Raw genomic sequence first — 22,586 nt, 5'->3', positions numbered from 1 at the left:
TATCAAGGAAATCCCGTGAACAAATTCTTCACCCTCAGCGCCGCGGCATCGATTGCCCTCATCTCCACAGGAACAGGGGCCACCGGCAAGCATGCCGGCGGCCACGGCCACGGCGAGGCCATCGGCAAGCCCGGCATCGCTGCCAAGGCGACGCGCACCGTCCGTGTCGAGATGACGGACGGCATGCGCTTCGACCCGGCCAGCATTGACGTGAAACAAGGCGAAACGGTGCGCTTCGTCGTCACCAACGCCGGAAAGCTCAAGCATGAACTGGTGCTCGGCACCGACAAGGAGCTGAAGGAGCACTATGAACTCATGAAGAAGAACCCCGAGATGGAACACGCCGACCCGAACATGGTGACCCTCGCCGGCGGCAAGACCGGCGAGATCGTCTGGCAGTTCACCCAAGCCGGCAAAGTGGACTTCGCGTGTCTGCAACCGGGCCACTACGACGCCGGCATGAAAGGCGCAGTGAACGTCTCGAAGCCCAGGAAGTAGTCCGCCGCATTCCAGCGGCGCCGGCCGCTGGGCTCTTCATCTCCACTTGTCAAGAACGCTCATGATCAACATTCGATACGCACTCCTGGCCTCACTTTCCGCGCTCACTCTCCATCTCGCATCTGCGGCAAGCGCGCAGCCCAGCGCCAGCGCCGCGCCGGCGGCCAGCGACGCCTCGGCCGCGGCCAACGCCGAGCTGGTGGACGGCGAGGTCCGCAAGGTGGACAAGGACGCCAGAAAGCTCACGCTCAGGCACGGCCCGCTGCAGAACCTCGACATGCCGGCCATGACGATGGTCTTCCAGGTGAAAGAGGCCGCATGGCTGGACAAGATCCAGCCGGGCGACAAGGTGCGCTTCCAGGCGGAAAAGATCGACGGCAAGTTCACCGTCATCAGGCTGGAAGCAGCACGCTGATCGGGCACCAAGACGCGCCGTCTCCAATGAAAGGCATCCTTCCATGAAGATTCTGCTGGTCGGCAACTATGCGCCGGACAACCAGGCCAGCATGCAGGCGTTCCGGCGCGCCCTCGAGCGGGATTTGCCCAGGCATGGTTGCGAACTGCGGGTCATCGCCCCGCCACAGCGGCTCCATCGCCTCGCCACCGGTCCTCGCTGGCGAAAATGGCTTGGATACCTGGACAAGTTCGTCCTCTTCATCCCCAGCCTTCCAGCACAGTCGCGCTGGGCGGACGTGGTCCACATCTGCGATCACTCGAACAGCATGTACGTGCGCTGGGTCAAGGGCAGGCCGACGGTCATCACCTGCCACGACGTGATCGCCGTCCAGGCCGCCAGGGGCATGGTCGAAGGCTGGAATGTCGGATGGAGCGGCCGGATTTTCCAGCGCCTGATTTCTTCCGGGCTGGCGAAGGCTGACCTGGTCGCGTGCGTTTCGCACACGACCGCCCGCGACCTTGCCGAGCTGCAGTTGGTGGATGAGCGTCGGGTGACGACTGTGCTGAACGGGCTGAACGACAGTTTCTCCCTCGTCCAGCCCCGGGACGCCGAAGCCTTGATCCGGCGATTCGGATTGGGAGCGCAAGACAGCTACTTGCTCCATGTCGGCTTGGATCTGCCACGCAAGAATCGCCGGGCCGTGGTGGAGACTTTCGTCGCGCTGCAGCGACGGGCTGCCGAATCCGGCTCCCCTGCCCTCGTGCAGCACTTGATCCTGGTGGGTCCGATGCTGGACCCGGAGCTGAGCGCGCTGGCATCCCGCCATGGCCTCGCAGAGCGGATCAGGGCCTTTCAAGGTGTCTCGCACGAGGAACTGCGTGCCCTGTATGCCCGGGCCACGGCCTTGCTGTTTCCATCTCTGCAGGAAGGATTCGGCTGGCCGGTGATCGAAGCCCAGGCGTGCGGCTGCCCCGTCTTCACGTCGGACCTGGCGCCGATGAATGAGATCGGCGGCCCGGGGGCATGCTACGTCGACCCCCACGACCCCGAAGCGATGGCGGAAGCCATCGAACAGTCCGCCGAGCGATTCGAGTCGATGCGCGCCCAGGGCCTGGAAAACGCTCTGAACTACTCGGCTGCAACGATGATGGCCAACTACCTCGCCGTGTATCGCGAGGCGCTCAGGGCGCGGCAGCGCAGCGGCGGAGCTTAGCCTCCGGAACCCGCAGAACTCGGAGAGGCCGAAGCCCAGCGTACATCCGCGCCGCCAGCATGCTTGAGGCAGCGATTCCAGTTGATCTACATCAACAACCCGCATGCCAATGCATTGACCTTCCCATAGGGGGAGGGTTCACACTTGTCAACATATCCATTGCGAAAGGGACTTGCGATGCACACCTACCGAGTCGACGACATGACCTGCGGTCACTGCGCCAGCACCATCACGAAATACGTTCGCTCAGCCGATTCGGACGCAAAGGTGGACGTGGACCTGACACGACATCTTGTTCGGATCGAGTCGGCCAGCGTCGCGGCAGACGAACTGCTGGACGTCATCACCGCAGCGGGCTACACCCCTGTGCAGGTCGCGTCCGAGGCCAAGTCGGAGGCGGGGCCATCCACTCGCCGCGGCGGCTGCTGTGGCTGCTGCGACTGATGCGTTGACGGGCTCGATTTCTGATCCACATCTCTTGGGAATTCTTATGCGTACCTTGCTCGCAATCGTTACTTCGGCCCTTCTCGGCGGCTGTGCGCTCGCCCCCTCGGCCTCTACCGCCCCGGCCGACCACGACCATGCGAGCGTCGCCGCACCGTCCGAAGCTCAGATGGACGCCATGATGAAGTCGATGCAGGCCATGCACGACAAGATGAAGGCGGCCAAGACCCCCGAGGAGCGCCACGCCCTGATGAGTGAACACATGAAGACCATGCAGGAGGGCATGTCCATGATGGGCCGGATGCGCGGCGGCAAGGGAGCCATGGGCTCGGCCGGCGGCATGCGAATGGGGATGGGTCCGGACACCATGAGCAAACGCATGGACATGATGGAAATGATGATGCAGATGATGATGGAGCGCGAAGCGGGCCGGTCCGCTCCCCCGAAGTGATGCGAGGGTGACGCGCGCCCCCAGGCCAGCACGCGCAGGCAAGGAGAGCTGATGCCCTCATCGAGCACGAAGCGCAACAGCCATCCGGGCCACGGGCGTCACGAGCACCATGCGCAAGCGCCGGTCGTGATCAGGCCGGCTGCGGGCGACCCAAGCCCGGTCGAGTACACCTGCCCGATGCACCCACAGGTGCGGCAGATGGGCCCTGGCCACTGCCCCCTCTGCGGCATGGCGCTGGAGCCCGTTCTGGCAGCGGCAGCGCCAGGTGAAAGCCCCGAACTGCGCGACATGACGCGCCGATTCTGGTTCGGCACCGCACTCACGCTGCCGGTCTTTGCGCTCGAGATGGGCGGGCATCTTTTCAACATCCACCACCTCATTGCGCAGCCAACGTCGAACTGGGTCCAGTTGCTGTTGGGTACGCCGGTCGTCCTCTGCGCAGGCTGGCCCTTCTTCACTCGGGCAGCCGCTTCCGTGAAGAACCGCAGCCTCAACATGTTCACCCTGATCGCGCTGGGCACCGGCGCGGCCTGGCTCTACAGCATCGTCGCGACCCTCGCACCGGGCGCTTTTCCCGCGGCGCTGCGCAGCGAAGGCGGCGCCGTCGCGGTCTACTTCGAAGCCGCCGCCGTTATCACGGTGCTGGTCCTTCTGGGACAGGTGCTCGAACTCAGGGCGCGCGAGAAGACCTCAGGCGCCATCAAGGCCCTGCTGGGACTCGCACCGAAGACGGCGACCAAGGTCAACGCCGACGGCAGCGATGCGAGCGTCGACGTCGAGGCCATCCAGGTCGGCGACCTGCTGCGGGTGCGGCCGGGCGAGAAGGTGCCGGTCGACGGCGCGCTGACGGAAGGCAAGACCAACCTGGACGAGTCGATGGTGACCGGCGAACCGATGCCGGTCGCGAAGGCAGTCGGGGCCAAGGTGACTGCCGGCACGCTGAACCAGACCGGCAGCTTCGTGATGCGTGCGGAGAAGGTCGGCGCCGATACCCTTCTCTCGCAAATCGTTCATATGGTGGCCGCGGCGCAGCGCAGCCGCGCGCCTATTCAACGGATGGCCGATCAGGTGGCCGGCTGGTTCGTGCCGGTGGTCATCCTGGTGGCGCTTCTCACTTTTGTCGCTTGGCTGGCCTGGGGGCCCTCGCCGGCACTCAGCTATGCGCTCATCACCTCGGTCGCAGTCCTCATCATCGCGTGTCCCTGTGCGCTCGGCCTGGCGACGCCGATGTCCATCATGGTCGGCGTCGGCGAGGGGGCGCAGCATGGTGTGCTCATTCGCGACGCGGAGGCGCTCGAGAAGATGGAGAAGGTCGACACCCTGGTGGTCGACAAGACAGGCACCTTGACCGAAGGCCGGCCTCAAGTGGTGCACATCGAAGCGGCCGGCGGCTTCGTCGCCGACGATGTACTGCAGATGCTGGCAAGCGTCGAGCGTGCCAGCGAACATCCGTTGGCCATGGCCATCGTGGCGGACGCCCTGAAGCGCAAGTTGGCCCTGTCGCCGGTGACAGACTTCGATTCGCCGGTCGGCAAGGGCGTGATCGGCACGGTGGATGGCCGAGCGGTCGTCTCGGGCAGTGGTAACTTCCTGTCCGAACAAGGCGTCGACACTTCGAGCCTCGCGGCGCTCGCCGAGGCGCAGCGTCAGCGGGCGGCAACGGTCATCTTCGTGGGCGTGGGCGGGCGACTGGCAGGCTTTGTGGCCATTGCAGATCCCATCAAGGCGACCACCCCGCGTGCGCTGCAGGCCCTGCAGAGCGATGGCGTCCGCGTGGTGATGCTGACGGGCGACGGCAAGACCACCGCGCAGGCCGTCGGACGCGAACTCGGCATCGAGGACGTCGTGGCGGAGGTGTTCCCTGAAGACAAGGCGGCGGTCGTCAAGCGCCTGCAGGCCGAGGGCCGGATCGTCGCGATGGCGGGGGACGGGGTGAACGATGCACCGGCGCTGGCCCAGGCCACGGTGGGCATCGCGATGGGCACCGGAACGGACGTCGCGATGGAAAGCGCCGGTATCACCTTGCTGAAAGGCGACCTGATGGGCATCGTGCGCGCGAGAACGCTCTCCCGGGCGACGATGCGCAATATCCGCCAGAACCTTTTTCTATCCTTCGCTTACAACGTGGCCGGCATTCCCCTGGCGGCCGGCGTGCTTTACCCTGTCTTCGGGCTTCTGTTGTCACCGGTCGTCGCCGCGGCTGCCATGGCGCTGTCGTCGGTGAGCGTGATCACGAATGCGCTGCGTTTGCGAGCGGTCAAGGTGGATTGAAGCATCTTGGCTGGTGCGCCACGACTGCCGTCGCTGACAGTCGGCCTCTGCGCCATAGCCCGTGACGGTGACCTGGACCGAGGTTTGCCCGTGAAACGCAGAATCCGCAAGAGTTTGGCCATCGCCATGCGACGAAGGGCGAGCAGTTCGTGATGCGCAGGCTCAAAAAAAAAGGCTCGCATGAAGCGAGCCTAATGATTGCCTTTGCAGCAATCCCCCAGAGAAACCGTGTACGTAGTGTGCGCCGATTCTGCGGGGCGCGGTGTGAACAAGTCGACGGAAGACTACCTGCGGCCTGATGTTTTGTAACGACGTCGGCAGAATTTGAGTAATTTGATGGATATGCGAGGAAGGGCCCCGACCTGCAAGGATGCCGCGGCCTTCGCCGCAGCCGCGTAACATGCCCAAGCGCCGGACGCCACACAGCAGCCCTCGCAACCTTCCATGCCCCTGGCCGATTTCCACCCCGCCGTCACCGGCTGGTTCAGCCGCAGCTTTCCGGCGCCCACCGAGGCACAAAGGGCCGCCTGGCCGGCGATCCGCGCCGGGCGCCATACTCTGGTCGCCGCACCGACGGGCTCCGGCAAGACACTGACCGCCTTCCTCGCCGCGCTCGACGCCCTGGTGCGCCAGGGCCTCGCGCCGGAGGGGCTGCCGGACGAGACCCGCGTGGTCTACGTGTCGCCGCTGAAGGCCCTGTCCAACGACATCCACCTGAACCTCGAACTGCCGCTGGCCGGCATCCGCGACGAGCTCGCGCGCCTGGGCCTGCCGGACGTCGCGATCCGCAGCGCCGTTCGAACCGGCGATACCGCCCCACGCGAGCGTCAGCAGAGCGTGCGCCGGCCGCCGCACATCCTGGTGACCACGCCGGAATCGCTCTACGTGCTGCTGGGCTCGGCCTCGGGCCGGCGCATGCTGTCCACCGTTCGCACGGTGATCGTGGACGAGATCCATGCCATTGCCCCCGGCAAGCGCGGCAGCCACCTCGCACTGTCGCTGGAACGCCTGCAGGCGCTGGCCGGCGGCCCGCACACCCGCATCGGCCTCTCGGCCACGCAGAAGCCGATCGAAGAGGTCGCGCGCTTCCTGGTGGGCGCGGCGCACGTCCATGCCGGCGTGGCCGACTGCGAGATCGTCGACATCGGCTATGCGAAGGAGCGAGACCTGGCGCTCGAGCTGCCGCCCCAGCCCCTGGGCGCGGTGATGACGCACGAGCAATGGGAGCAGGTCTACGCCCGCGTGGCCGAACTGGTGCTGATGCACCGTACCACCCTGGTTTTCGTGAACACGCGGCGCATGGCCGAGCGCGCTGCGCGCCACCTGGGCGAACGCCTCGGCAAGGAGGCCGTCGCCGCGCACCACGGCAGCCTGGCGAAGGAAGCCCGCCTGGAAGCTGAGCAGCGCCTCAAGCGCGGCGAGCTGCAGGTGCTGGTGGCCACCGCCTCGCTGGAGCTGGGCCTGGACATCGGCGACGTCGACCTGGTGTGCCAGCTCGGCTCGCCGCGCTCGATCGCCACCTTCCTGCAACGCGCCGGTCGCTCCGGCCACGCGGTGGGCGGCACGCCGAAGGCGCGGCTCTTTCCGCAGTCACGCGACGAACTGGTCGAATGCGCGGCGCTGCTGGACTGCATCCGCCGCGGCGAGCTCGACACCCTGCGCATGCCGCGCGCGCCGCTGGACGTGCTGGCCCAGCAGATCGTGGCCGAAACCGCGTGCCGGGAATGGGAGGAAGAGACCCTCTTCGCCCTGGTCCGCCGTGCCTGGCCCTACGCCGACCTGGAGCGCGCTTCCTACGAGGCCGTCCTGCGCATGCTGGTCGAAGGTTTCGCGACCCGCAATGGTCCCCGCGCCGGCTACGTGCACCGGGACGCCGTGCACCACCGCCTGCGCGAGCGCCGCGGCGCGCGCATGACCGCCCTCACCTCCGGCGGCACCATCCCCGAGACCGGCGACTACAGCGTGGTGCTGGAGCCGCAGGCTCACCAGATCGGCACGGTCAACGAGGACTTCGCCGTCGAGAGCCTGGCCGGCGACGTGTTCCAGCTCGGCAACACCAGCTACCGCATCCTGCGTATCGAGCCCGGCCGCGTGCGGGTGGAAGACGCTCAGGGCGCCGCACCCAACATCCCCTTCTGGCTCGGCGAGGCGCCGGGCCGCAGCGACGAGCTGTCGGCCGGCGTGTCGCGCCTGCGCGAGGAGATCGGCGAGTGCATCCAGACCGACGGTGCGCCCGCGGCGGTGCGCTGGCTGCAGTCGCGCATCGCCGGCCTGTCCGAGGATGCGGCGCAGCAACTGGTGGACCACCTCGCGCGCACGCTGGGTGTGCTGGGCCTGCTGCCCAGCCAGCGTCAGATCGTGCTGGAGCGCTTCTTCGACGAATCGGGCGGCATGCAACTGGTCATCCATTCGCCCTTCGGCAGCCGGCTCAACCGGGCCTGGGGACTGGCCCTGCGCAAGCGCTTCTGCCGCAAGTTCAACTTCGAGCTGCAGGCCGCGGCGACGGAGGACGCGATCGTGCTGTCGCTCTCCACCAGCCACAGCTTCGCGCTGGACGAGGTGGCGCGCTACCTGCACTCGGCCACGGCGCTGGACGTGCTGGTGCAGGCGCTGCTCGACGCGCCGCTGTTCGGCGTGCGCTGGCGCTGGAACGCGACCACCGCGCTGGCGCTGCCGCGCTTCGTCGGCGGGCGCAAGGTCGCGCCGCAGTTGCAGCGCATGAAGTCCGAGGATCTGCTGGCCGGCGTCTTCCCCGACCAGGTCGCCTGTGCCGAGAATCTCGCCGGCGAGCGCGAGGTGCCCGACCATCCGCTGGTGGTGCAGACGCTGGACGACTGCCTGCACGAGGCCATGGACGCCGAAGGCTGGCTGGCCCTGCTGCGCCGCATGGAGGCCGGCGAGGTGCGCGTCACGGCGCGCGACCTGCCCGCGCCCTCTCCGCTCGCGGCCGAGGTGCTTTCCGCGCGGCCCTATGCCTTCCTCGACGATGCCCCGCTGGAAGAACGCCGCACGCAGGCCGTGCTAAGCCGCCGCTACACCGATCCTGAAAATGCCGACGACCTGGGGCGCCTGGACCCCGAGGCGATCGCCGCCGTGCGCCAGGAGGCCTGGCCCGATCCGCGCCATGCCGACGAGATGCACGAGGCTCTCAACGGCCTGGGCCTGCTGGCCGACGAGGAGGTGGCACGCCACCCGGCCTGGACGCCGTGGCTCGCAGCGCTGGTGCGCGCAGGCCGGGCGACGCGGCTGCGTCCGCCGGGCGACGAAGACGGCCTCTGGGTAGCCGCAGAACGCCTCGCGCTGCTGCGCGTGCTGCATCCCGCAGCCGGCATCGACCCGGCCGTCGAGCCCCCCGCCGGTGACGGCGAGGCGCCGGCATCGCGCGACGAAGCTTTGCGCGAACTGCTGCAGGCGCGCCTGGGCGGCCTCGGCCCCGTCGACCTGCCGTCGTTGGCGCAGCAACTTCGCCTGACCGCCCCCGAGATCGAGACCGCCCTGCTCGGACTGCAGGCCGAAGGCTTGGTCATGCATGGCCGCTTCACGCCCGCTGCCGAGGCGCCCGAATGGTGCGAACGCCATCTGCTCGCACGCATCCACCGCTACACCCTCAAGCGCCTGCGGCGGGAGATCGAGCCGGTCGAGCCACGCGACTTCGCGCGCTTCCTCTTCGAATGGCAGCACCTGAGCGCAGCCGCCCGCGTCAGCGGCCCCGAGGCACTTGCCGGCGTGCTGACCCAGCTCGAGGGATACGAGGCGCCCGCCGCTCTGTGGGAGTCGGAGCTGCTGAGCGCACGCGTCAACGACTATGCGAGCCCCTGGCTCGACGACCTCTGCACCGCCGGCCGCGTGTTGTGGACGCGCCTGCGCCCCGCCGTCGTCGATGGCCGCGCGGGCCGCGCCGGCACCTCGCTGCGCAGCACGCCGATCCTTTTGCTGCCGCGCCGCAGCGCCGCGCTGTGGAACGGCCTTGCCCCGCTCCCTGCCGACGACGAAGCCCTGGGCTCGCGCGCGAAGCGGGTGGCGCAGTGGCTGGACGAGCATGGCGCCTCCTTCTTCGACGAAATCGCGGATGGCACCCGCCTGCTCGGCACCGAGTTGGAGGATGCCCTGTCGGAGCTCGTCGCGCGCGGCCGCGTTCGCTGCGACAGCTTCGCCGGGCTGCGGGCGCTGCTGGTGCCGGCCTCCAAGCGAGCCGGAACGCACACGCACCACCGCCGCCGGCGGGGGACGCTGTTCGGCATCGAGGATGCGGGCCGCTGGTCGCTGACGCGGCCTGTCGGCAGCGCCACCGGGCCATCTTCCGCCGAGGCCGTCGAGCAGGTGGCGCGCGTGCTCCTGCGGCGCTACGGCGTGATGGGCTGGCACCTGATCGAGCGCGAGGCCGCGTGGTTGCCGCCGTGGCGTGAACTGGTGCGCTGCTACCGCCGGCTGGAGGCACGCGGAGAGATCCGCGGCGGCCGCTTCATCGCCGGCCTGTCGGGCGAGCAATTCGCGCTGCCGGAAGCGATCGGACTGCTGCGCCAGGTGCGGCGCCAATCACCGGGCGCGGAGCTGATCTGCCTGTCCGCCGCCGACCCGGCCAACCTGCTGGGCAGCGTGCTGCCGGGCCAGCGCGTGCCGCGCGTGCCGGGCTCGCGGGTGCTCTATCGGGGCGGAGTGCCGATCGCCGCGAGCGTGGGCGGCGAAATCCAGCTGCTGGCCCCGCTCGATGCGGCCTTGGAGAAGCAGGCGCGCCGCGTCCTCACAATTTCGCCCGCGCTGCGCGGCGGAACGGCGGCCGAAGAGATCCCGGCCTGAAGCCCCACCCGCGTCTTACCATGTACCCGGCACCAGCGCCCGCCGCGGCGACGAGGCGCCGGCCGGCGCCGCCGGCACCGGCGAGAAGCTGTGCTCCCGCTGCGGCGGCTCGGGGCGCCTCGCTGGCGACCAGCCCTGCCCCACCTGCAGCGGAACCGGCAAGATCACCGCCGGCCTTGGAGGCGGCTGAGGAGCGCCCACCTGGCCATGACGGCCGGCGACGACGTGATCGGCCTCGCGACCACGGGCCCCGCGGTGCCCCATGCCTTCGCGGCGACGCGGAGGAGAGTAGACCGGGGCGCTGACCCTTTGGGGGCGCCGGCTCAGCCCAGGTTGGCCTGCTTGCCCGGCGAGTACATCACCACCAGCGCCGTGGCCGCACCGGACAGCGCATGGCCGCGGTGCGGCATGCGCGAATCGAAGTGCAGGGTGTCGCCGGCCTCGAGGATGTATTTGTCCATGCCCACCTGCCACTCGATGCGGCCGGTCAGCACGTGCAGCATTTCCTCGCCCTCGTGCTCGAAGAAGACGAACTTGTCGACCTCGGCCGGGAAGGAAAACAGAAAGGGCTGCAAGGCCCGTCCCTCGGTGGCATCGGTAAGCGCGAAGTAGTCGTAGCCGAACGCGCTGCCCCCCATCACCGTCTGCCGCTTCTCGTTGCGCCGCACCAGGCTCACGCCGCGCCAGCGCGTCTGCACGCCCGCGCTCTGCAGCAGCGCAGCCGCTTCGATGCCCAGCACGTCCGCGATGCGCGAGAGCGTGCCGATCGGCGGGACCTTTTTGCCGTTCTCGATGCGGGACAGATAGGCCTTGCCGAAGCCGGCCCGCTCGGCCAGTTCGGCGAGCGTGAGGCCGGCGGCCAGGCGTTGATGCTTGATGCGGGCGCCGAGATCGGCGGTGGGCAGCACGGCATCCTGCTGGACCGGATCCGACACGCCCTCCGATGTAGTGGCGGCGGAACGCTTCTTCGTTGGCATGGCGTCCGATTCTACGGACGCCCCTCGCCTGTTCCCTCCAGCAGCGCACGCTTGCCCGCGCGGGTGGCCAACGCATCCGCGTCCGGGAGCGGACCGCGGTAGCGCGCCTTGGGCCACTGGCGCGCGAGTTGTGCATTCAAAGCGGCAAACGGCCGCATCGCCTCTCCCAGGCCGTGCAAGGGGCGGATCGCCTGCACCGGGCACACCATCTCGCACACGGCGCAGTTGGCGCAAGCCTGCGGGTCGATCACGACGAAGTTCGGCCCTTCGTGAAAGGCCTCCTGCGGACAGACCTCGATGCACTCGCCGTAGCGGCAGCCGATGCATGCCTCGGTCACGACGTAGGCCAAGCGCGCTCCTCAGGCCGCCTGGAAACCGGCGGTGTGGAAGAACACGTTCGGCTTGCGGTAGATGGCCAGCAGCAGGCAGCCCTCGTCGGAACGCGTCTCGTGCAGCGAGCCCGGCTGCCGCCACACGTACTGTCCGGCCCGGCAGATGCCGTCATGGTCGTAGAAGCTGCCTTCCAGCACCCAGCTCTGCTCGATCTCCGGATGCTTGTGGAAGGGCAGCACGGCGCCGGGCTCCCACTTCAGCAGCACCGTCATCTCGCCGGCCTCATCGTTGCGGTAGAGCACCTTCATCCAGATCTTGTCGAACTGGGACTTCTGCCATTCCAGCTTTTCGGGGTCGACGTATACGGAGCCGCCCGGCGTGGGTTCGAGCTTGCCGGCGAGACGCTGCGCGGTGTGGGCGTTGGACATGGGATCTCCTTTTGCAATCAATGAGGGAAGGGAACAACAGGACTCATAGCTCTGCCACCGAACGGTTGCGCGTCTCGTGTGCGCAGAAGGCGGCGATCAGCGTGACGAGGGCCAGCGCGATCAGCATGAGCGACACGCCGGCGGTGCCGCTCCATTTCTGCGTCAGCCACGTGGCGAGCACCGGCGTCAATCCACCGCCGATCGCGGCGGCCACCTGGAAGCCGAAGGAGGCGCCGCTATAGCGCGCACGGGCGCCGAAGAGTTCCGGGAAGTAAGTGGCCTCGGGCGCGAACATCAGGCCATGGCCGAAGCTCAGCGCCACCGCGACGGCCGCCACGATCACCAGCGGATCGCGCAGATCCAGCAGCCAGAACATCGGGAACGCGAAGCCGATGGTGAAAAGCGCACCGGCAAAGTAGAAGGGCCGGCGCCCGAACACATCGGACAGGTGACCGAAAAGCGGAATGGTGACGATCTCGATGGCCGCGGCGATCATGATCGCGTCGAGGATCTGCGCCTTGGGCAGGCCCAGCCGGGTGGTGGCATACACCACCACGAAGACGGTGAGCATGTAGACCCACGACACCTCCGAGATCTTCAGGCCGATGGCCACGAGGAAGCTTTTGGGATGCCTGAAAATCGCCTCCGCCAGCGGGTTGCGCGCGATCTCCTTCTTGGCCTTCATGGCCTCGAACACCGGCGACTCCTCCACCTTCAGGCGGATGAAAGCCCCGAGGATGACAAGCACCAGGCTGGACAGGAATGGCACGCGCCAGCCCCAGGACAGGAATTCCTCCTCGGGCAACTTGGACACCAGCCCGAACACGCCGGCCGAGAGGATCAACCCGATCGGAAAGCCCACCTGCACCAGGCTGCCGCACAGCCCGCGGCGCCTGGCAGGCGCATGCTCCAGCACCATGAGCGCTGCCCCGCCCCACTCTCCGCCCAGGCCGATGCCCTGGACGATGCGCAGCAGGATCAGCAGGATCGGCGCCCAGATGCCGATCTGCGCATAGGTCGGCAACAGTCCGATCGCGAAGGTGCCCAGGCCCATGATCACCAGCGTGAGCAGCAGCATCGACTTGCGGCCGAGCCGGTCCCCGAAGTAGCCGAACACCGCGCCGCCGAAGGGCCGCGCAAAGAAACCCACGGCCGCGCTGCCCAGCGCGGCCATCGTGCCGAGGAAGGGATCTTCCGAGGGGAAGAACAGTTTGTTGAACACCAGCGCCGCGGCCGCGCCGTAGATGAGGAAGTCGTACCACTCGATGATCGTTCCCAGTGCACTGGCGAACACCACCCGCCCGACACGGCGGTCCTTCTGCTCCGACGCCGCGGCGCCATAGGCCGCGGCGGCCTGCGTGATTTCCATCGCCTTCTCCAGTTGATTCAACACGCGCCGCGCGGCGGCACTTCGATAGGCAACCAATGTTGTCTATCAGGAAACTATAAGTTGCCCAACGGGACGCGTCAACGCCATGTTGCGCTGGGACAAACCCGAGGCTGATCGCTGGATGCAAGAAGCGTGGGCAGGCGGGCGCGGTTGGCCTCCCAGGCCGCGCCGTACTCGATGATGCGAGCGACCTCGGCGGCCTCGGCAGCGCCGATGCGCGTGGCGATGAGGTGCAGCATGGCGTCGATACACAGGCTCACGCCGCCGCCGGTGAGCACGGTGCCGCTATCCACCATGAGGGCATGCCGCGCATCGATGCGGGGATGGTCGCGCGCCAGCAGCGAAAGCGGCGACACCTCGGGCGCACGCACCTCGCACTTGGTGGTCGCCATGCGGCCGTCGAGCAGTCCGGACGCCGCCAGCAGCATCGCGCCGGTGCAGAGGGACAGCAGCAGCGCGCCGTCACCGCGGCGCCGCAGGAAATCGCGAATGGCCGCATCCTCGCTCGCCCTCGCCCAGCCGGGGCCGCCAGGCACGATCAACACGTCGAAGGGCGGGCAGTCGTCAAAGCCGTGGTCGGCCGCGACGCGCAGGCCGTTGGCCATGCGTTGCAGGCCGGGGGATGCAGCGACCGTCAGGTACTCGAGTCCCGGCACCACCCGCTTCGCCATCGAGACCACGCCGATGGCGGCGAGGTCGATGGGCTCGACGTCTTCGTACAGCAGAAAGGCAAACTTCATCCGTGTTCCTTGGCATTGGCATCCGGCGGACGCCTCGGGCAACACTCTAGACACAAGTTTCCCAATAAGCAACTGCAATGCTTGATTCGCTGCCCTGCCGATACGTGCTCCGGTCACGAAGCACGATTCGCAGACGCCGGCCGACACACGGTGGGCAGTTGATTGCGGCGCACTCCTACACCCGCCTCAGTGAAATTCGCCAATGCTGCTGCGCGATTACGACAAAGAGGAAAGTCCCCATGAGCCCACACGATGCAGCGGGTGCAGCCGGTTCTGACGACACATGCTGCGGCTTGCGCGTGCTGGTGGTCGAAGACGACCCCGAGGTGCTGGAGGCCTCCCTCGAGGCGCTGGAATTGCTGGGTCACTGGGCAACGGGCGTGCGCAGTGCCGAAAGCGCGCTGGACCGGTTCCTCGAAAGTGCCTTCGACGTGCTGATGGCAGACGTCGGACTGCCGGCCCTCTCGGGGCTGGAGCTGGCGGACAAGCTCCAGGCCCGATGCACGCTGCCGATCATCTTCGCGACGGCCAGCCAGCCACCTTCCAAACCGCTGCCGGGCACCGTCTGGCTGAGCAAGCCTTTTGGCATCGAGCAGCTGGCACAGGCACTGCGGCAGGTCCGCCGCCCGCGGACGCAGCCTGCCTCCGGCCCCACCCAGACTCCAGGAACGGTCGAACTTCCCTGAAGCTGTCCCGCCGCGCGCGCTCATCCGACGCGCCGGATACATTCGCAGCCTCCGAGGCGCTGCAGAAGCGCCTCAGCCCCGGCAGTATTCGTAGGCCAGCGCCAAATAGTCGGCCTGCTTGCGCAGGTTTTCCAGCTGCTGCAGGGCGGTGCCACGGATCGGGTCCTTGGGATCGAAGCGCACTTCGCCATCGGCCATCAGGATGAAATGGGTGCGGCCGGCCGGGCGGTCCTGGGCCTGTGCATTGACGTAGCCGCAGGCGGTGCCGGTGTGCTTGTCGTAGATCACGCCGGAGAAGCGCGCCGCCGCAGGGTGGGTCAGCCGGCTCTTCACACGCGACTCCACATGCCAGGCCGGCCAGTAGAACCACCAGGCGGCGATGCAGCCAGCGAATACCGCAAGGCTGACGATCAAGCAGGTGAAAAGTCTCATGGCGCCTCCTGGTCAGGTTGCACGAACTGCATGGCGAACCGGCCCAGCGGGGTCAGCTCCGTCACCGTGGCACTGCCCGGCGTGCCCGGCGCCGCCGAAAACGTGGCCTTGATCCAACCGCCGTCCCTCAGGATGCGCAGGGCCTCGACGTCCTCCATCGCCGTGAACACCATGGGCAAGGGCCCCCTGTCCAGCCGATGAAGAACGCTAAACGGCGACAAGGCGGTCTCCGCGGTTGAGCCGGGGGGACGACATCGGACGCGTCTCGGGACGTGAATGCATGTAGCCAATTGTAATTACTATGTAGTACTTACAGACTACTATTTCCCGTGAGAGTTTTCACAAAAAAATGATCGAGTAGTACCTTCTCTGGACATACGTCCTGGACAACCGTCATGCCTCCAGTGAAAAGTATGAAGAAGTTGCGGAAGTGACCCGCGATTAACCAGGCCCACCATCGCTAAGTGGCGCCTCTTTGTGTAGCCTAAAGGTAGCAACGACGAGGCCGACATCGGCACCACCCGTCTGTCGCGAATTGGAGGCACAGCATGCAAGACTCGGTGTTAGCTATCGACACTTCGTTCGACCGATGGACGCAGTTGTCGGATGCTTTCGAGCAGCATCTTTCGCACATGAAACAAGGCGACGCCCAGGCACGCGCCGAGGCGCTGCGCCTGGCGCGCGAACTGGACGCGCTGACGCGCCGCATCACCGGGGAACAAGGCAGCAGCAGGTCTGCGCACTACAGCTGGTCGACCTGACGGGGCAGATTCCCGACAAGGTGGTCTTGCGCCATCCTGTGCCGGATGACGGCGGGCCATGCCGGCGCAACAGGATGCGCCGCTTTTTCCGGTTTTTTTTGGCGCAGTGCCCGACTGCTGCAGCCACAATGAAAAGTGCCGGGACCGTTCAGCAGATGGCGCGGCACAATGTCACCCAGCATGACGCAGCAACTGCCCCACCCTGACGACCTGAGCAATGAGGAACTTGCCGCGCAGGCCCAAGCCTGGCGGCGACTCGCGCTGCGCGGCGACCGCGGTGCGCGGGCACCCGCCCACGCTTACGAGACGGCTCTGCGCGAACGCGTGCGCGCCACCATGGCGGCCGAGTTGATCGCCAACGCGACCGCCGGCCCTGCCCCGAAGCGCCCTTGGTGGCGCCGCCTGTGGCCCTTGTCGACCGAACAGCGGATCTCGTCCTGAGCGCGCGGTCCGCCGCATCGCCCCTCTCTTCCGCGAACCCCTTCGCGGCATGGCCTCGAGCGCGGCGCCTACGGGCTTTTCCTACAACCGGCGCGTGCGGGCAGGCCTAAGCTGAGTTCTCCCGTCAGAAATCGTCGGACTGAGGAGGCCTCATGAAGCATTTCATCCTCGACCCTCACATGTGCGCTGCGTTCGGCGGCGCCTTCTACCCGACCGGGCATTCCATGGTGATGTTTCCCAACGCGGAGGACGCCAACCGCGTCGGCCACCAGTTGATCGACAAGGGCTTCAGCGGCGACGAGGTCTACCTGATCCCGCCCAAAACCATGCTGGCGCAGATTTCGCCGACCGTGCGCGACGACGCCGACACGCCCCTGCCCTCCGCGGGCACCGACGGCGCGACCGTGCGCATGTACACCAAGCTGGCGCAGGAGGGCCACACGGGCTTGCTGGTGAAAACAGAAAACCGGGCGGCGGCCGACCGCCTGATGGAAGTGGTGCGCCAGGTGCCGTATTCGGTGGCCGAGCGCTATTGCAGGCTGGTGATAGAAGACCTCTGAAGCGGCGATCCGGTGGTATCGACGCTTGTGACCGCGGTACGAGCCCTTTGGAGCCCGAAGCGAGGGCTCAGGCCAGGGCGGCCCGGCTGACCACTGCGCGCGCCATCGACTGCGCGAGTTCCTGCTCGCCCAGGAAGACAGTGACGGCGACCTCCTGCGTGAGAAGCCGCGCTTCATCCTCGTTGTGGCTGCGGATCACGGTCTCGATGGCAGGGTTGAGCGTGCGCGCCGCCTCCATCATCTGCCGCACGTTGATCGCGTCGGCCGTGGCCACCACCAGCACCCGTGCGCGTGCGATGTGGGCCTGGATCAGCACGGCCGGGTCGGCCGCGTCGCCCCACACGGCCGCCTTGCCCTCGGCGCGCAGCTTCTCGACCAACTCGCGGTTCTGTTCGGCCACCACGAAGGGGATGTCGTGGGCAGTGAGTTCCGCTGCGATGCGCCGGCCCACGCGACCGTAACCCACCAGCACCACCTGGCGCGACAGGTACTTCGCCTCGGTGCTCATGGGCAGCTCGGCCAGGGGGTCGTCGCGCTGGGCGAGCCCCCGGACGAGGCTCGAATGGGCATGCAGCCACTTCTGCAGGGGCTCGATCAGCCCGAACCACAGCGGATTGCTGGCGATGGAAATCAGTGCTCCCGCCAGCAACATGCTCTGCCCCTCCTTCGGAAGCAGGCCCTCGGCCACGCCAAGCGAGGCCAGGATGAAGGAGAACTCGCCGATCTGCGCCAGGCTGGCGCTCACCGTCAGCGCCGTGCCCAGCGGGTAGCGCATCAGCAGCACCAGCGCGCAAGCGGCGATCGACTTGCCCACCACGATCACCAGCACCACCGCGAGTACCTGCAGCGGGTAGTCGATCAGCACCGACGGATCGAACAGCATGCCCACCGAGACGAAGAACAGCACCGCGAAAGCGTCGCGCAGCGGCAGCGACTCCTCGGCCGCCCTGTGACTGAATTCGGATTCGCGCATGACCATGCCAGCGAAGAAGGCCCCCAGCGCGAAGGAGACGCCGAACAGCGCCGCCGCGGCGAAGGCGATGCTCACCGCCGCGGCCACCACGCACAGCGTGAAGAGCTCGCGCGAACCGGTGCGCGTGACCTGCCACAGCAGCCAGGGGAAGACACGGCGTCCCACCACCAGCATCAGCAGCACGAAGCCCCCGACCTGCAAGAGCGTGAGACCCAGCGTCTGCCAGACCGGCGCCGCAGCCGGGCCACGGGTGCCGCCGCCCAGCACCTCGGCCACCGGCGGCAGCAGCACCAGGACCAGCACCATCGCCAGGTCCTCCACCACCAGCCAGCCGACCGCGATGCGGCCGGTGAAGGATTCCAGGATGCCCAGGCTTTCGAGCGCGCGCAGCAGCACCACGGTGCTCGCCACCGACAGCGCCAACCCGAAGACCAGCGCGCCGCCGAGGCTCCAGCCCCACCAGGTGGCCAGCGCCCCGCCCAGCATCGTGGCCACGGCCATCTGCACCAGGGCGCCAGGCAGTGCGATCTTGCGCACCGCCAGCAGGTCGTCGAGCGAGAAGTGCAGGCCCACGCCGAACATCAGCAGCATGACGCCGATTTCGGCAAGCTGCGAGGCTATCTCTGCATCGGCCACGAAGCCCGGTGTGAAGGGACCGATGATCACGCCCGCGAGCAGATAGCCCACCAGGGCCGGCAGACGCAGACGCGCCGCGAGAAAGCCGAGCACCAGGGCCAGGCCCAGCCCGGTGGCGACGGTGTTGATGAGTGAAATGCTGTGGGGCATCGGCTTGCATTGTGCAAGAGCATCGCCGGCGGGCCGGCAATGTCCCGCCAATCTCCGGCGCACAAAAGCAAAGAGCCCGCCGAAGCGGGCCCTGCTCGGTTCGAGGCGGGGCTGCGCGCCCCGGTCCCTCGATGCCCCAGCCTCAATGCATGTGCAGGCCGCCGTTGACCGAGAAGTCGGCGCCGGTCGAGTAACCGCCCTCGTCGGTCGCGAGCCAGGAGATGATGGAAGCGATCTCGCTCGGCTCGCCCAGCCGCTTGACCGGGATGGTGGCCACGATCTTGTCGAGCACTTCCTGCCGGATGGCGCGAACCATGTCGGTGCCGATGTAGCCCGGGCTCACGGTGTTCACCGTCACGCCCTTGGAAGCCAGTTCCTGCGCCAACGCCATCGTGAAGCCGTGCATGCCCGCCTTGGCGGCGGAATAGTTGGTCTGCCCTGCCTGACCCTTCGCGCCATTGACCGAGCTGATGTTGATGATGCGACCCCAGCCCTTCTCGACCATGTCGCCCACCACCTGCTTGGTGACGTTGAACATGCTGTTGAGGTTGGTCTCGATCACCGCGCTCCAGTCCTCCGGTGTCATCTTGAGGAACATGCGGTCGCGGGTGATCCCGGCGTTGTTGACCAGCACGTCGATGCTGCCGTGCTCGGCCTTGGCCTTGGTGAAGGCGTCCACCGTGGACTGCCAGTCGCCGACGTTGCCGACCGAGGCATGGAACTCGTAACCCAGCGCCTTCTGTTCCGCCAGCCACTTGGCGTGGTCGCGCGTGGGGCCGCAGCCCGCGATCACCGTGAAGCCATCCTTGTGCAGGCGCTGGCAGATGGCAGTCCCGATGCCCCCCATGCCGCCGGTGACGTATGCAACTTTCTTGCTCATGATTTTTCCCTCGATGTTGACGCTGTTGACGCGCCTGGACAGGCGCGATTCACTGTAGCGAAGTTTCTCACGGCACCCGGCTCAGGAAAACACTGACCCCTCAATGCAACCGGGTGTCACAGAAGCTGCACCTCATATCGAGTTCGAAATCGGGTGCGAGCCAGGAAAGCAAAGGAAGGTTCACATCCCATGAAACTCGTGACCTGGAACACCCAGTGGTGCCGAGGGCTGGACGGCATGGTCAGCCCCCGGCGCATCGTCGAAGGCGCGCGTGCGCTGGCCGACTTCGACGTGCTGTGCCTGCAGGAAGTCGCCTCCGGCTACACGCGCATGCCCGGTGCCCCGGCCGACCAGCCGGCCGAGCTGCAGGCCCTGCTGCCGGGCTTCCGCCTGTTCTTCGGTGCCGCGGTCGAGGAGTTCGACGCGCAGGGCGGCCACCTGCGTTTCGGCAACCTGATCGCGACCCGCCTGCCGGTGGCCATGGTGCGGCATCACCCGCTGCCCTGGCCGGCCGACCCGGCAGTCAGCACCATGCCGCGCATGTGCACCGTGGTCACACTGAACAGCCCGGACCTGGGCGCCGTGCGGGTGATGACGACCCATCTCGAGTACTACTCGGCCGCCCAGCGCAGCGCACAAGCCCGGGCGCTGCGCGCCCTGCACGCCGAAGCGTGCGAACAGGCCGCGGCGCCGCCCCAGGCCGGCGACGAGCATTCGCCCTTCCAGCCCAAGCCGCACACGCAGCAGGCGATCCTGTGCGGCGACTTCAACATGGAGGCCACCGACCCGGCCCATGCGGAAATCCAGCAGCCCTTCGGCCTTCAGGCGGCCGGCGGCACGCCTGGCATGCGGCTTCAGGATGCCTGGCCGATCGTGCACGGCCAGCGGCCGCACGACCCGACCTTCCGTCTCTTCGACAAGCAGTACGGCCCCGAGCCGGCCGCCTTCGACTTCGTGTTCGTCAGCGAGCCTTTGATACCTCGGTTGCGGCGCATCGAGGTCGACCGGCAGAGCCGGGCCTCCGACCATCAGCCGGTCGTCGTCGAACTCGAGGGATGATCGGCCCGGTGGCCACCGAGCCACGGTGCGGTTCCGAGAGCGCGATCAGCGGATGCCGTCGAGCAACTGCGGCAGCAGCAACTCCGCCTTGCCGCGCAGCACCGCATCCGCGAAGACATCGACGTGACGGATCGGCTCGGCATTCAGCGTGATGATGGTGGCGCCCTTCTTCATCGCCTCCAGCGGCAGGTCGGCCGCGGGGTAGACCACCGCAGTGCTGCCCACCACGAGGAGGAGATCGCATTGAAGGACGGCATCCTGGGCCGCCACGAGCACGCCCTCGTCGAGCATCTCGCCGAACATCACCACGTCGGGCCGGGCGCGCCCAGCGCAGCGCAGGCAGCGCTTCAAGGGCCAGGGACCGCGGCGATTGCCGCATCCGTCACAGCGCCAGCGCCGCAGCGAGCCGTGCAGTTCGAGCACGTCGTGGCAGCCGGCCAATCCCAGCAGGCCGTCCACGTTCTGCGTGATCAGGCGCGTCGCGGGACGCAAGCGCTGCAGGCGCGCGAGCGCCAGGTGCGCCGGGTTGGGCGCAGCGGCTTCCACCTGCGCCAGCCGCTGCGACCAGAAGCGGCTGAAGCCCGCCGCATTGCGCGCCAGATCGTCGGCATGCGAGAAGCGGACGGCCCCCCGGTTCATCCAGAGGCCGTCCGCATCGCGGTAAGTCGGAATGCCGGAGGCCTTCGACAGGCCTGCGCCCGAGAAGACGACAACGCGTCTCGCGCTGCGCATCAGTTCCTGCGCAGCCTCCAATGTGCCTGCGTCCGTCATGCATACGGGGACCACCGCGCGCCCGGCAACCGGCCGGGCCGCCGTCTGGCCCCGGGCCTACCTTTCGATCGTCAGCGCCACACCCATGCCGCCGCCGATGCACAGCGAGGCAATGCCCTTCTTCGCGTTCTGGCGCTGCATCTCGTGCAGCAAGGTCACCAGGATGCGGCAGCCGGACGCGCCGATCGGGTGGCCGATGGCGATGGCGCCGCCGTTCACGTTGACCTTGTTGATGTCCCAGCCCATCTCGCGATTGACCGCGCAGGCCTGCGCCGCGAAGGCCTCGTTGATCTCGAGCAGGTCGAGGTCGGCGGGCTTCCAGCCGGCGCGCTGCAGGGCCTTCTGCGAGGCCGGCACCGGGCCCATGCCCATGAAGGCCGGGTCGAGGCCGGTGGTCGCATAGCTGGCGATGCGGCCCAGCGGCGTCAGGCCCAGTGCCGCGGCCTTCTTGGCGGTCATCACGAGCACCGCGGCCGCGCCGTCGTTGAGGCCGGAGGCGTTGCCCGCCGTCACGCCGCCGGCCTTGTCGAAGGCGGGACGCAGCGCGGCCAGGCCTTCGGCGTTGGTCTTGCGGTTGATGAACTCGTCCTTGTCGAAGACCACCGGGTCACCCTTCTTCTGCGGGATGGTGACCGAAACGATCTCGTCCTTGAACTTGCCGGCATCCTGCGCCGCGGCGGCCTTGGTCTGGCTGGCGAGCGCGAGTTCGTCCTGCGCGGCGCGGCTGATGTCGTACTTCTTGGCCACGTTCTCGGCCGTGATGCCCATGTGGTACTGGTTGTAGACGTCCCACAGGCCGTCGGTGATCATCGAGTCGACCATCTTCCAGTCGCCCATGCGCTGGCCGTTGCGCGAGTTCATCAGCACGTGCGGGGCCAGGCTCATGCTCTCCTGTCCGCCCGCCACCACGATCTCGCTGTCGCCCGTGGCCACGGCCTGGGCAGCCAGCATCACGGCCTTGAGGCCGGAGCCGCACACGGCGTTGATGGTGAGCGCCGGGGTTTCCTTGGTGATGCCGCTCTTGAGCAGCGCCTGGCGTGCCGGGTTCTGGCCGCAGCCCGCGGTGAGCACCTGGCCCATGATCACCTCGCCGACCTGGTCGGTGCCCACCTTGGCGCGCTCCAGCACGGCCTTGATCACGACCGAGCCCAGTTCGGTGGCCGGAATGCCGGCGATCGTTCCGCCGAACTTGCCCACGGCCGTGCGCGCGGCCGAAACGATGACGATGTCTTCCATGGTGTGTGCTCCGAGGCTGGGGATGGAAAAAGAGAGAGGGAAGGAAAGAAAGAACGAAGGAG

General features: G+C 67.6%; 23 protein-coding genes. 12 read left to right on the top strand and 11 right to left on the bottom strand.

What is annotated here, in order from left to right:
• Window positions 1-15: 15 nt before the first annotated feature.
• From ABEA07_RS11885 to ABEA07_RS11855, 7 genes are all read left to right on the top strand, one after another.
• Window positions 16-498: a cupredoxin domain-containing protein gene (locus tag ABEA07_RS11885; protein ID WP_345538031.1), complete on the top strand. Its 483-nt coding sequence runs from the start codon at window positions 16-18 to the stop codon at window positions 496-498.
• 61 nt (window positions 499-559) lie between these two features.
• Window positions 560-913, top strand: a complete 354-nt coding sequence (locus ABEA07_RS11880) for a copper-binding protein (RefSeq protein ID WP_345538030.1) — start codon at window positions 560-562, stop codon at window positions 911-913.
• Between the two features lie 43 nt (window positions 914-956).
• Window positions 957-2,108, top strand: coding sequence for a glycosyltransferase family 4 protein (locus ABEA07_RS11875; RefSeq protein ID WP_345538029.1), 1,152 nt, complete (start codon window positions 957-959; stop codon window positions 2,106-2,108).
• Between the two features lie 177 nt (window positions 2,109-2,285).
• Window positions 2,286-2,552 carry a heavy-metal-associated domain-containing protein gene (locus ABEA07_RS11870; RefSeq protein WP_345538028.1) on the top strand — a complete coding sequence of 89 codons (267 nt, stop codon included), beginning with the start codon at window positions 2,286-2,288 and terminating at the stop codon, window positions 2,550-2,552.
• A gap of 46 nt (window positions 2,553-2,598) precedes the next feature.
• The gene (locus ABEA07_RS11865; RefSeq protein ID WP_345538027.1) at window positions 2,599-3,003 is read left to right on the top strand and encodes a hypothetical protein; all 405 of its coding nucleotides are present in this window, start codon (window positions 2,599-2,601) and stop codon (window positions 3,001-3,003) included.
• A 51-nt stretch (window positions 3,004-3,054) separates the two neighbouring features.
• Window positions 3,055-5,274: a copper-transporting P-type ATPase gene (locus tag ABEA07_RS11860; protein WP_345538026.1), complete on the top strand. Its 2,220-nt coding sequence runs from the start codon at window positions 3,055-3,057 to the stop codon at window positions 5,272-5,274.
• Between the two features lie 444 nt (window positions 5,275-5,718).
• On the top strand, window positions 5,719-10,071 hold the full coding sequence (locus ABEA07_RS11855; protein WP_345538024.1) for a DEAD/DEAH box helicase: 4,353 nt from the start codon (window positions 5,719-5,721) through the stop codon (window positions 10,069-10,071).
• A gap of 323 nt (window positions 10,072-10,394) precedes the next feature.
• Here the strand turns inward: ABEA07_RS11855 and ABEA07_RS11850 are convergent, their stop codons facing one another.
• From ABEA07_RS11850 to ABEA07_RS11830, 5 genes are all read right to left on the bottom strand, one after another.
• A complete protein-coding gene (locus tag ABEA07_RS11850) occupies window positions 10,395-11,048 on the bottom strand; it encodes a helix-turn-helix domain-containing protein (protein WP_345538023.1) in 654 nt (217 codons plus the stop codon).
• Window positions 11,049-11,059: 11 nt separating this feature from the next.
• Window positions 11,060-11,398 (bottom strand): 4Fe-4S binding protein, encoded by a 339-nt coding sequence (locus ABEA07_RS11845; protein ID WP_345538021.1) that lies wholly within the window; start codon window positions 11,396-11,398, stop codon window positions 11,060-11,062.
• A 9-nt stretch (window positions 11,399-11,407) separates the two neighbouring features.
• Window positions 11,408-11,809 (bottom strand): cupin domain-containing protein, encoded by a 402-nt coding sequence (locus tag ABEA07_RS11840; RefSeq protein WP_345538020.1) that lies wholly within the window; start codon window positions 11,807-11,809, stop codon window positions 11,408-11,410.
• 43 nt (window positions 11,810-11,852) lie between these two features.
• Complete coding sequence (locus ABEA07_RS11835) at window positions 11,853-13,178, bottom strand: MFS transporter (RefSeq protein WP_345538018.1); 1,326 nt, start codon at window positions 13,176-13,178, stop codon at window positions 11,853-11,855.
• A gap of 98 nt (window positions 13,179-13,276) precedes the next feature.
• Window positions 13,277-13,939 (bottom strand): DJ-1/PfpI family protein, encoded by a 663-nt coding sequence (locus ABEA07_RS11830; RefSeq protein WP_345538016.1) that lies wholly within the window; start codon window positions 13,937-13,939, stop codon window positions 13,277-13,279.
• Between the two features lie 239 nt (window positions 13,940-14,178).
• Between ABEA07_RS11830 and ABEA07_RS11825 the strand changes: the two genes are divergently transcribed.
• Complete coding sequence (locus ABEA07_RS11825; RefSeq protein WP_345538014.1) at window positions 14,179-14,625, top strand: response regulator; 447 nt, start codon at window positions 14,179-14,181, stop codon at window positions 14,623-14,625.
• Window positions 14,626-14,697: 72 nt separating this feature from the next.
• Here the strand turns inward: ABEA07_RS11825 and ABEA07_RS11820 are convergent, their stop codons facing one another.
• Both ABEA07_RS11820 and ABEA07_RS11815 read right to left on the bottom strand, forming a co-directional pair.
• Window positions 14,698-15,057: a hypothetical protein gene (locus ABEA07_RS11820; protein ID WP_345538012.1), complete on the bottom strand. Its 360-nt coding sequence runs from the start codon at window positions 15,055-15,057 to the stop codon at window positions 14,698-14,700.
• Window positions 15,054-15,236, bottom strand: coding sequence for a hypothetical protein (locus ABEA07_RS11815; protein ID WP_345538011.1), 183 nt, complete (start codon window positions 15,234-15,236; stop codon window positions 15,054-15,056). The genes ABEA07_RS11820 and ABEA07_RS11815 overlap by 4 nt, the downstream gene beginning before the upstream one ends.
• 453 nt (window positions 15,237-15,689) lie before the next feature.
• Between ABEA07_RS11815 and ABEA07_RS11810 the strand changes: the two genes are divergently transcribed.
• From ABEA07_RS11810 to ABEA07_RS11800, 3 genes are all read left to right on the top strand, one after another.
• Window positions 15,690-15,818, top strand: a complete 129-nt coding sequence (locus tag ABEA07_RS11810; RefSeq protein WP_345538010.1) for a hypothetical protein — start codon at window positions 15,690-15,692, stop codon at window positions 15,816-15,818.
• A gap of 180 nt (window positions 15,819-15,998) precedes the next feature.
• The gene (locus ABEA07_RS11805; protein WP_345538009.1) at window positions 15,999-16,259 is read left to right on the top strand and encodes a hypothetical protein; all 261 of its coding nucleotides are present in this window, start codon (window positions 15,999-16,001) and stop codon (window positions 16,257-16,259) included.
• 152 nt (window positions 16,260-16,411) lie between these two features.
• Entirely contained in the window at window positions 16,412-16,819 is a 408-nt protein-coding gene (locus ABEA07_RS11800) for a hypothetical protein (protein ID WP_345538007.1), read from the top strand.
• A gap of 67 nt (window positions 16,820-16,886) precedes the next feature.
• On the opposite strand, the gene ABEA07_RS11795 is transcribed toward ABEA07_RS11800, so the two are convergent.
• Both ABEA07_RS11795 and phbB read right to left on the bottom strand, forming a co-directional pair.
• Entirely contained in the window at window positions 16,887-18,578 is a 1,692-nt protein-coding gene (locus ABEA07_RS11795) for a cation:proton antiporter domain-containing protein (protein ID WP_345538006.1), read from the bottom strand.
• Between the two features lie 142 nt (window positions 18,579-18,720).
• Entirely contained in the window at window positions 18,721-19,458 is a 738-nt protein-coding gene (gene phbB, locus ABEA07_RS11790; RefSeq protein WP_345538005.1) for an acetoacetyl-CoA reductase, read from the bottom strand.
• A gap of 189 nt (window positions 19,459-19,647) precedes the next feature.
• Between phbB and ABEA07_RS11785 the strand changes: the two genes are divergently transcribed.
• Window positions 19,648-20,517, top strand: coding sequence for an endonuclease/exonuclease/phosphatase family protein (locus ABEA07_RS11785; protein WP_345538004.1), 870 nt, complete (start codon window positions 19,648-19,650; stop codon window positions 20,515-20,517).
• 45 nt (window positions 20,518-20,562) lie between these two features.
• Here the strand turns inward: ABEA07_RS11785 and ABEA07_RS11780 are convergent, their stop codons facing one another.
• Window positions 20,563-21,249, bottom strand: coding sequence for an SIR2 family NAD-dependent protein deacylase (locus ABEA07_RS11780; RefSeq protein WP_345538003.1), 687 nt, complete (start codon window positions 21,247-21,249; stop codon window positions 20,563-20,565).
• A 96-nt stretch (window positions 21,250-21,345) separates the two neighbouring features.
• A complete protein-coding gene (locus ABEA07_RS11775) occupies window positions 21,346-22,524 on the bottom strand; it encodes an acetyl-CoA C-acetyltransferase (protein ID WP_345538002.1) in 1,179 nt (392 codons plus the stop codon).
• Between the last annotated feature and the right edge of the window lie 62 nt (window positions 22,525-22,586).

This window comes from Variovorax defluvii (assembly GCF_039541515.1).
GTDB lineage: Bacteria > Pseudomonadota > Gammaproteobacteria > Burkholderiales > Burkholderiaceae_C > Variovorax > Variovorax defluvii.
Note: the sequence above shows the minus strand (reverse complement) of the source record. Positions and strands in the feature narration are given on the sequence as shown.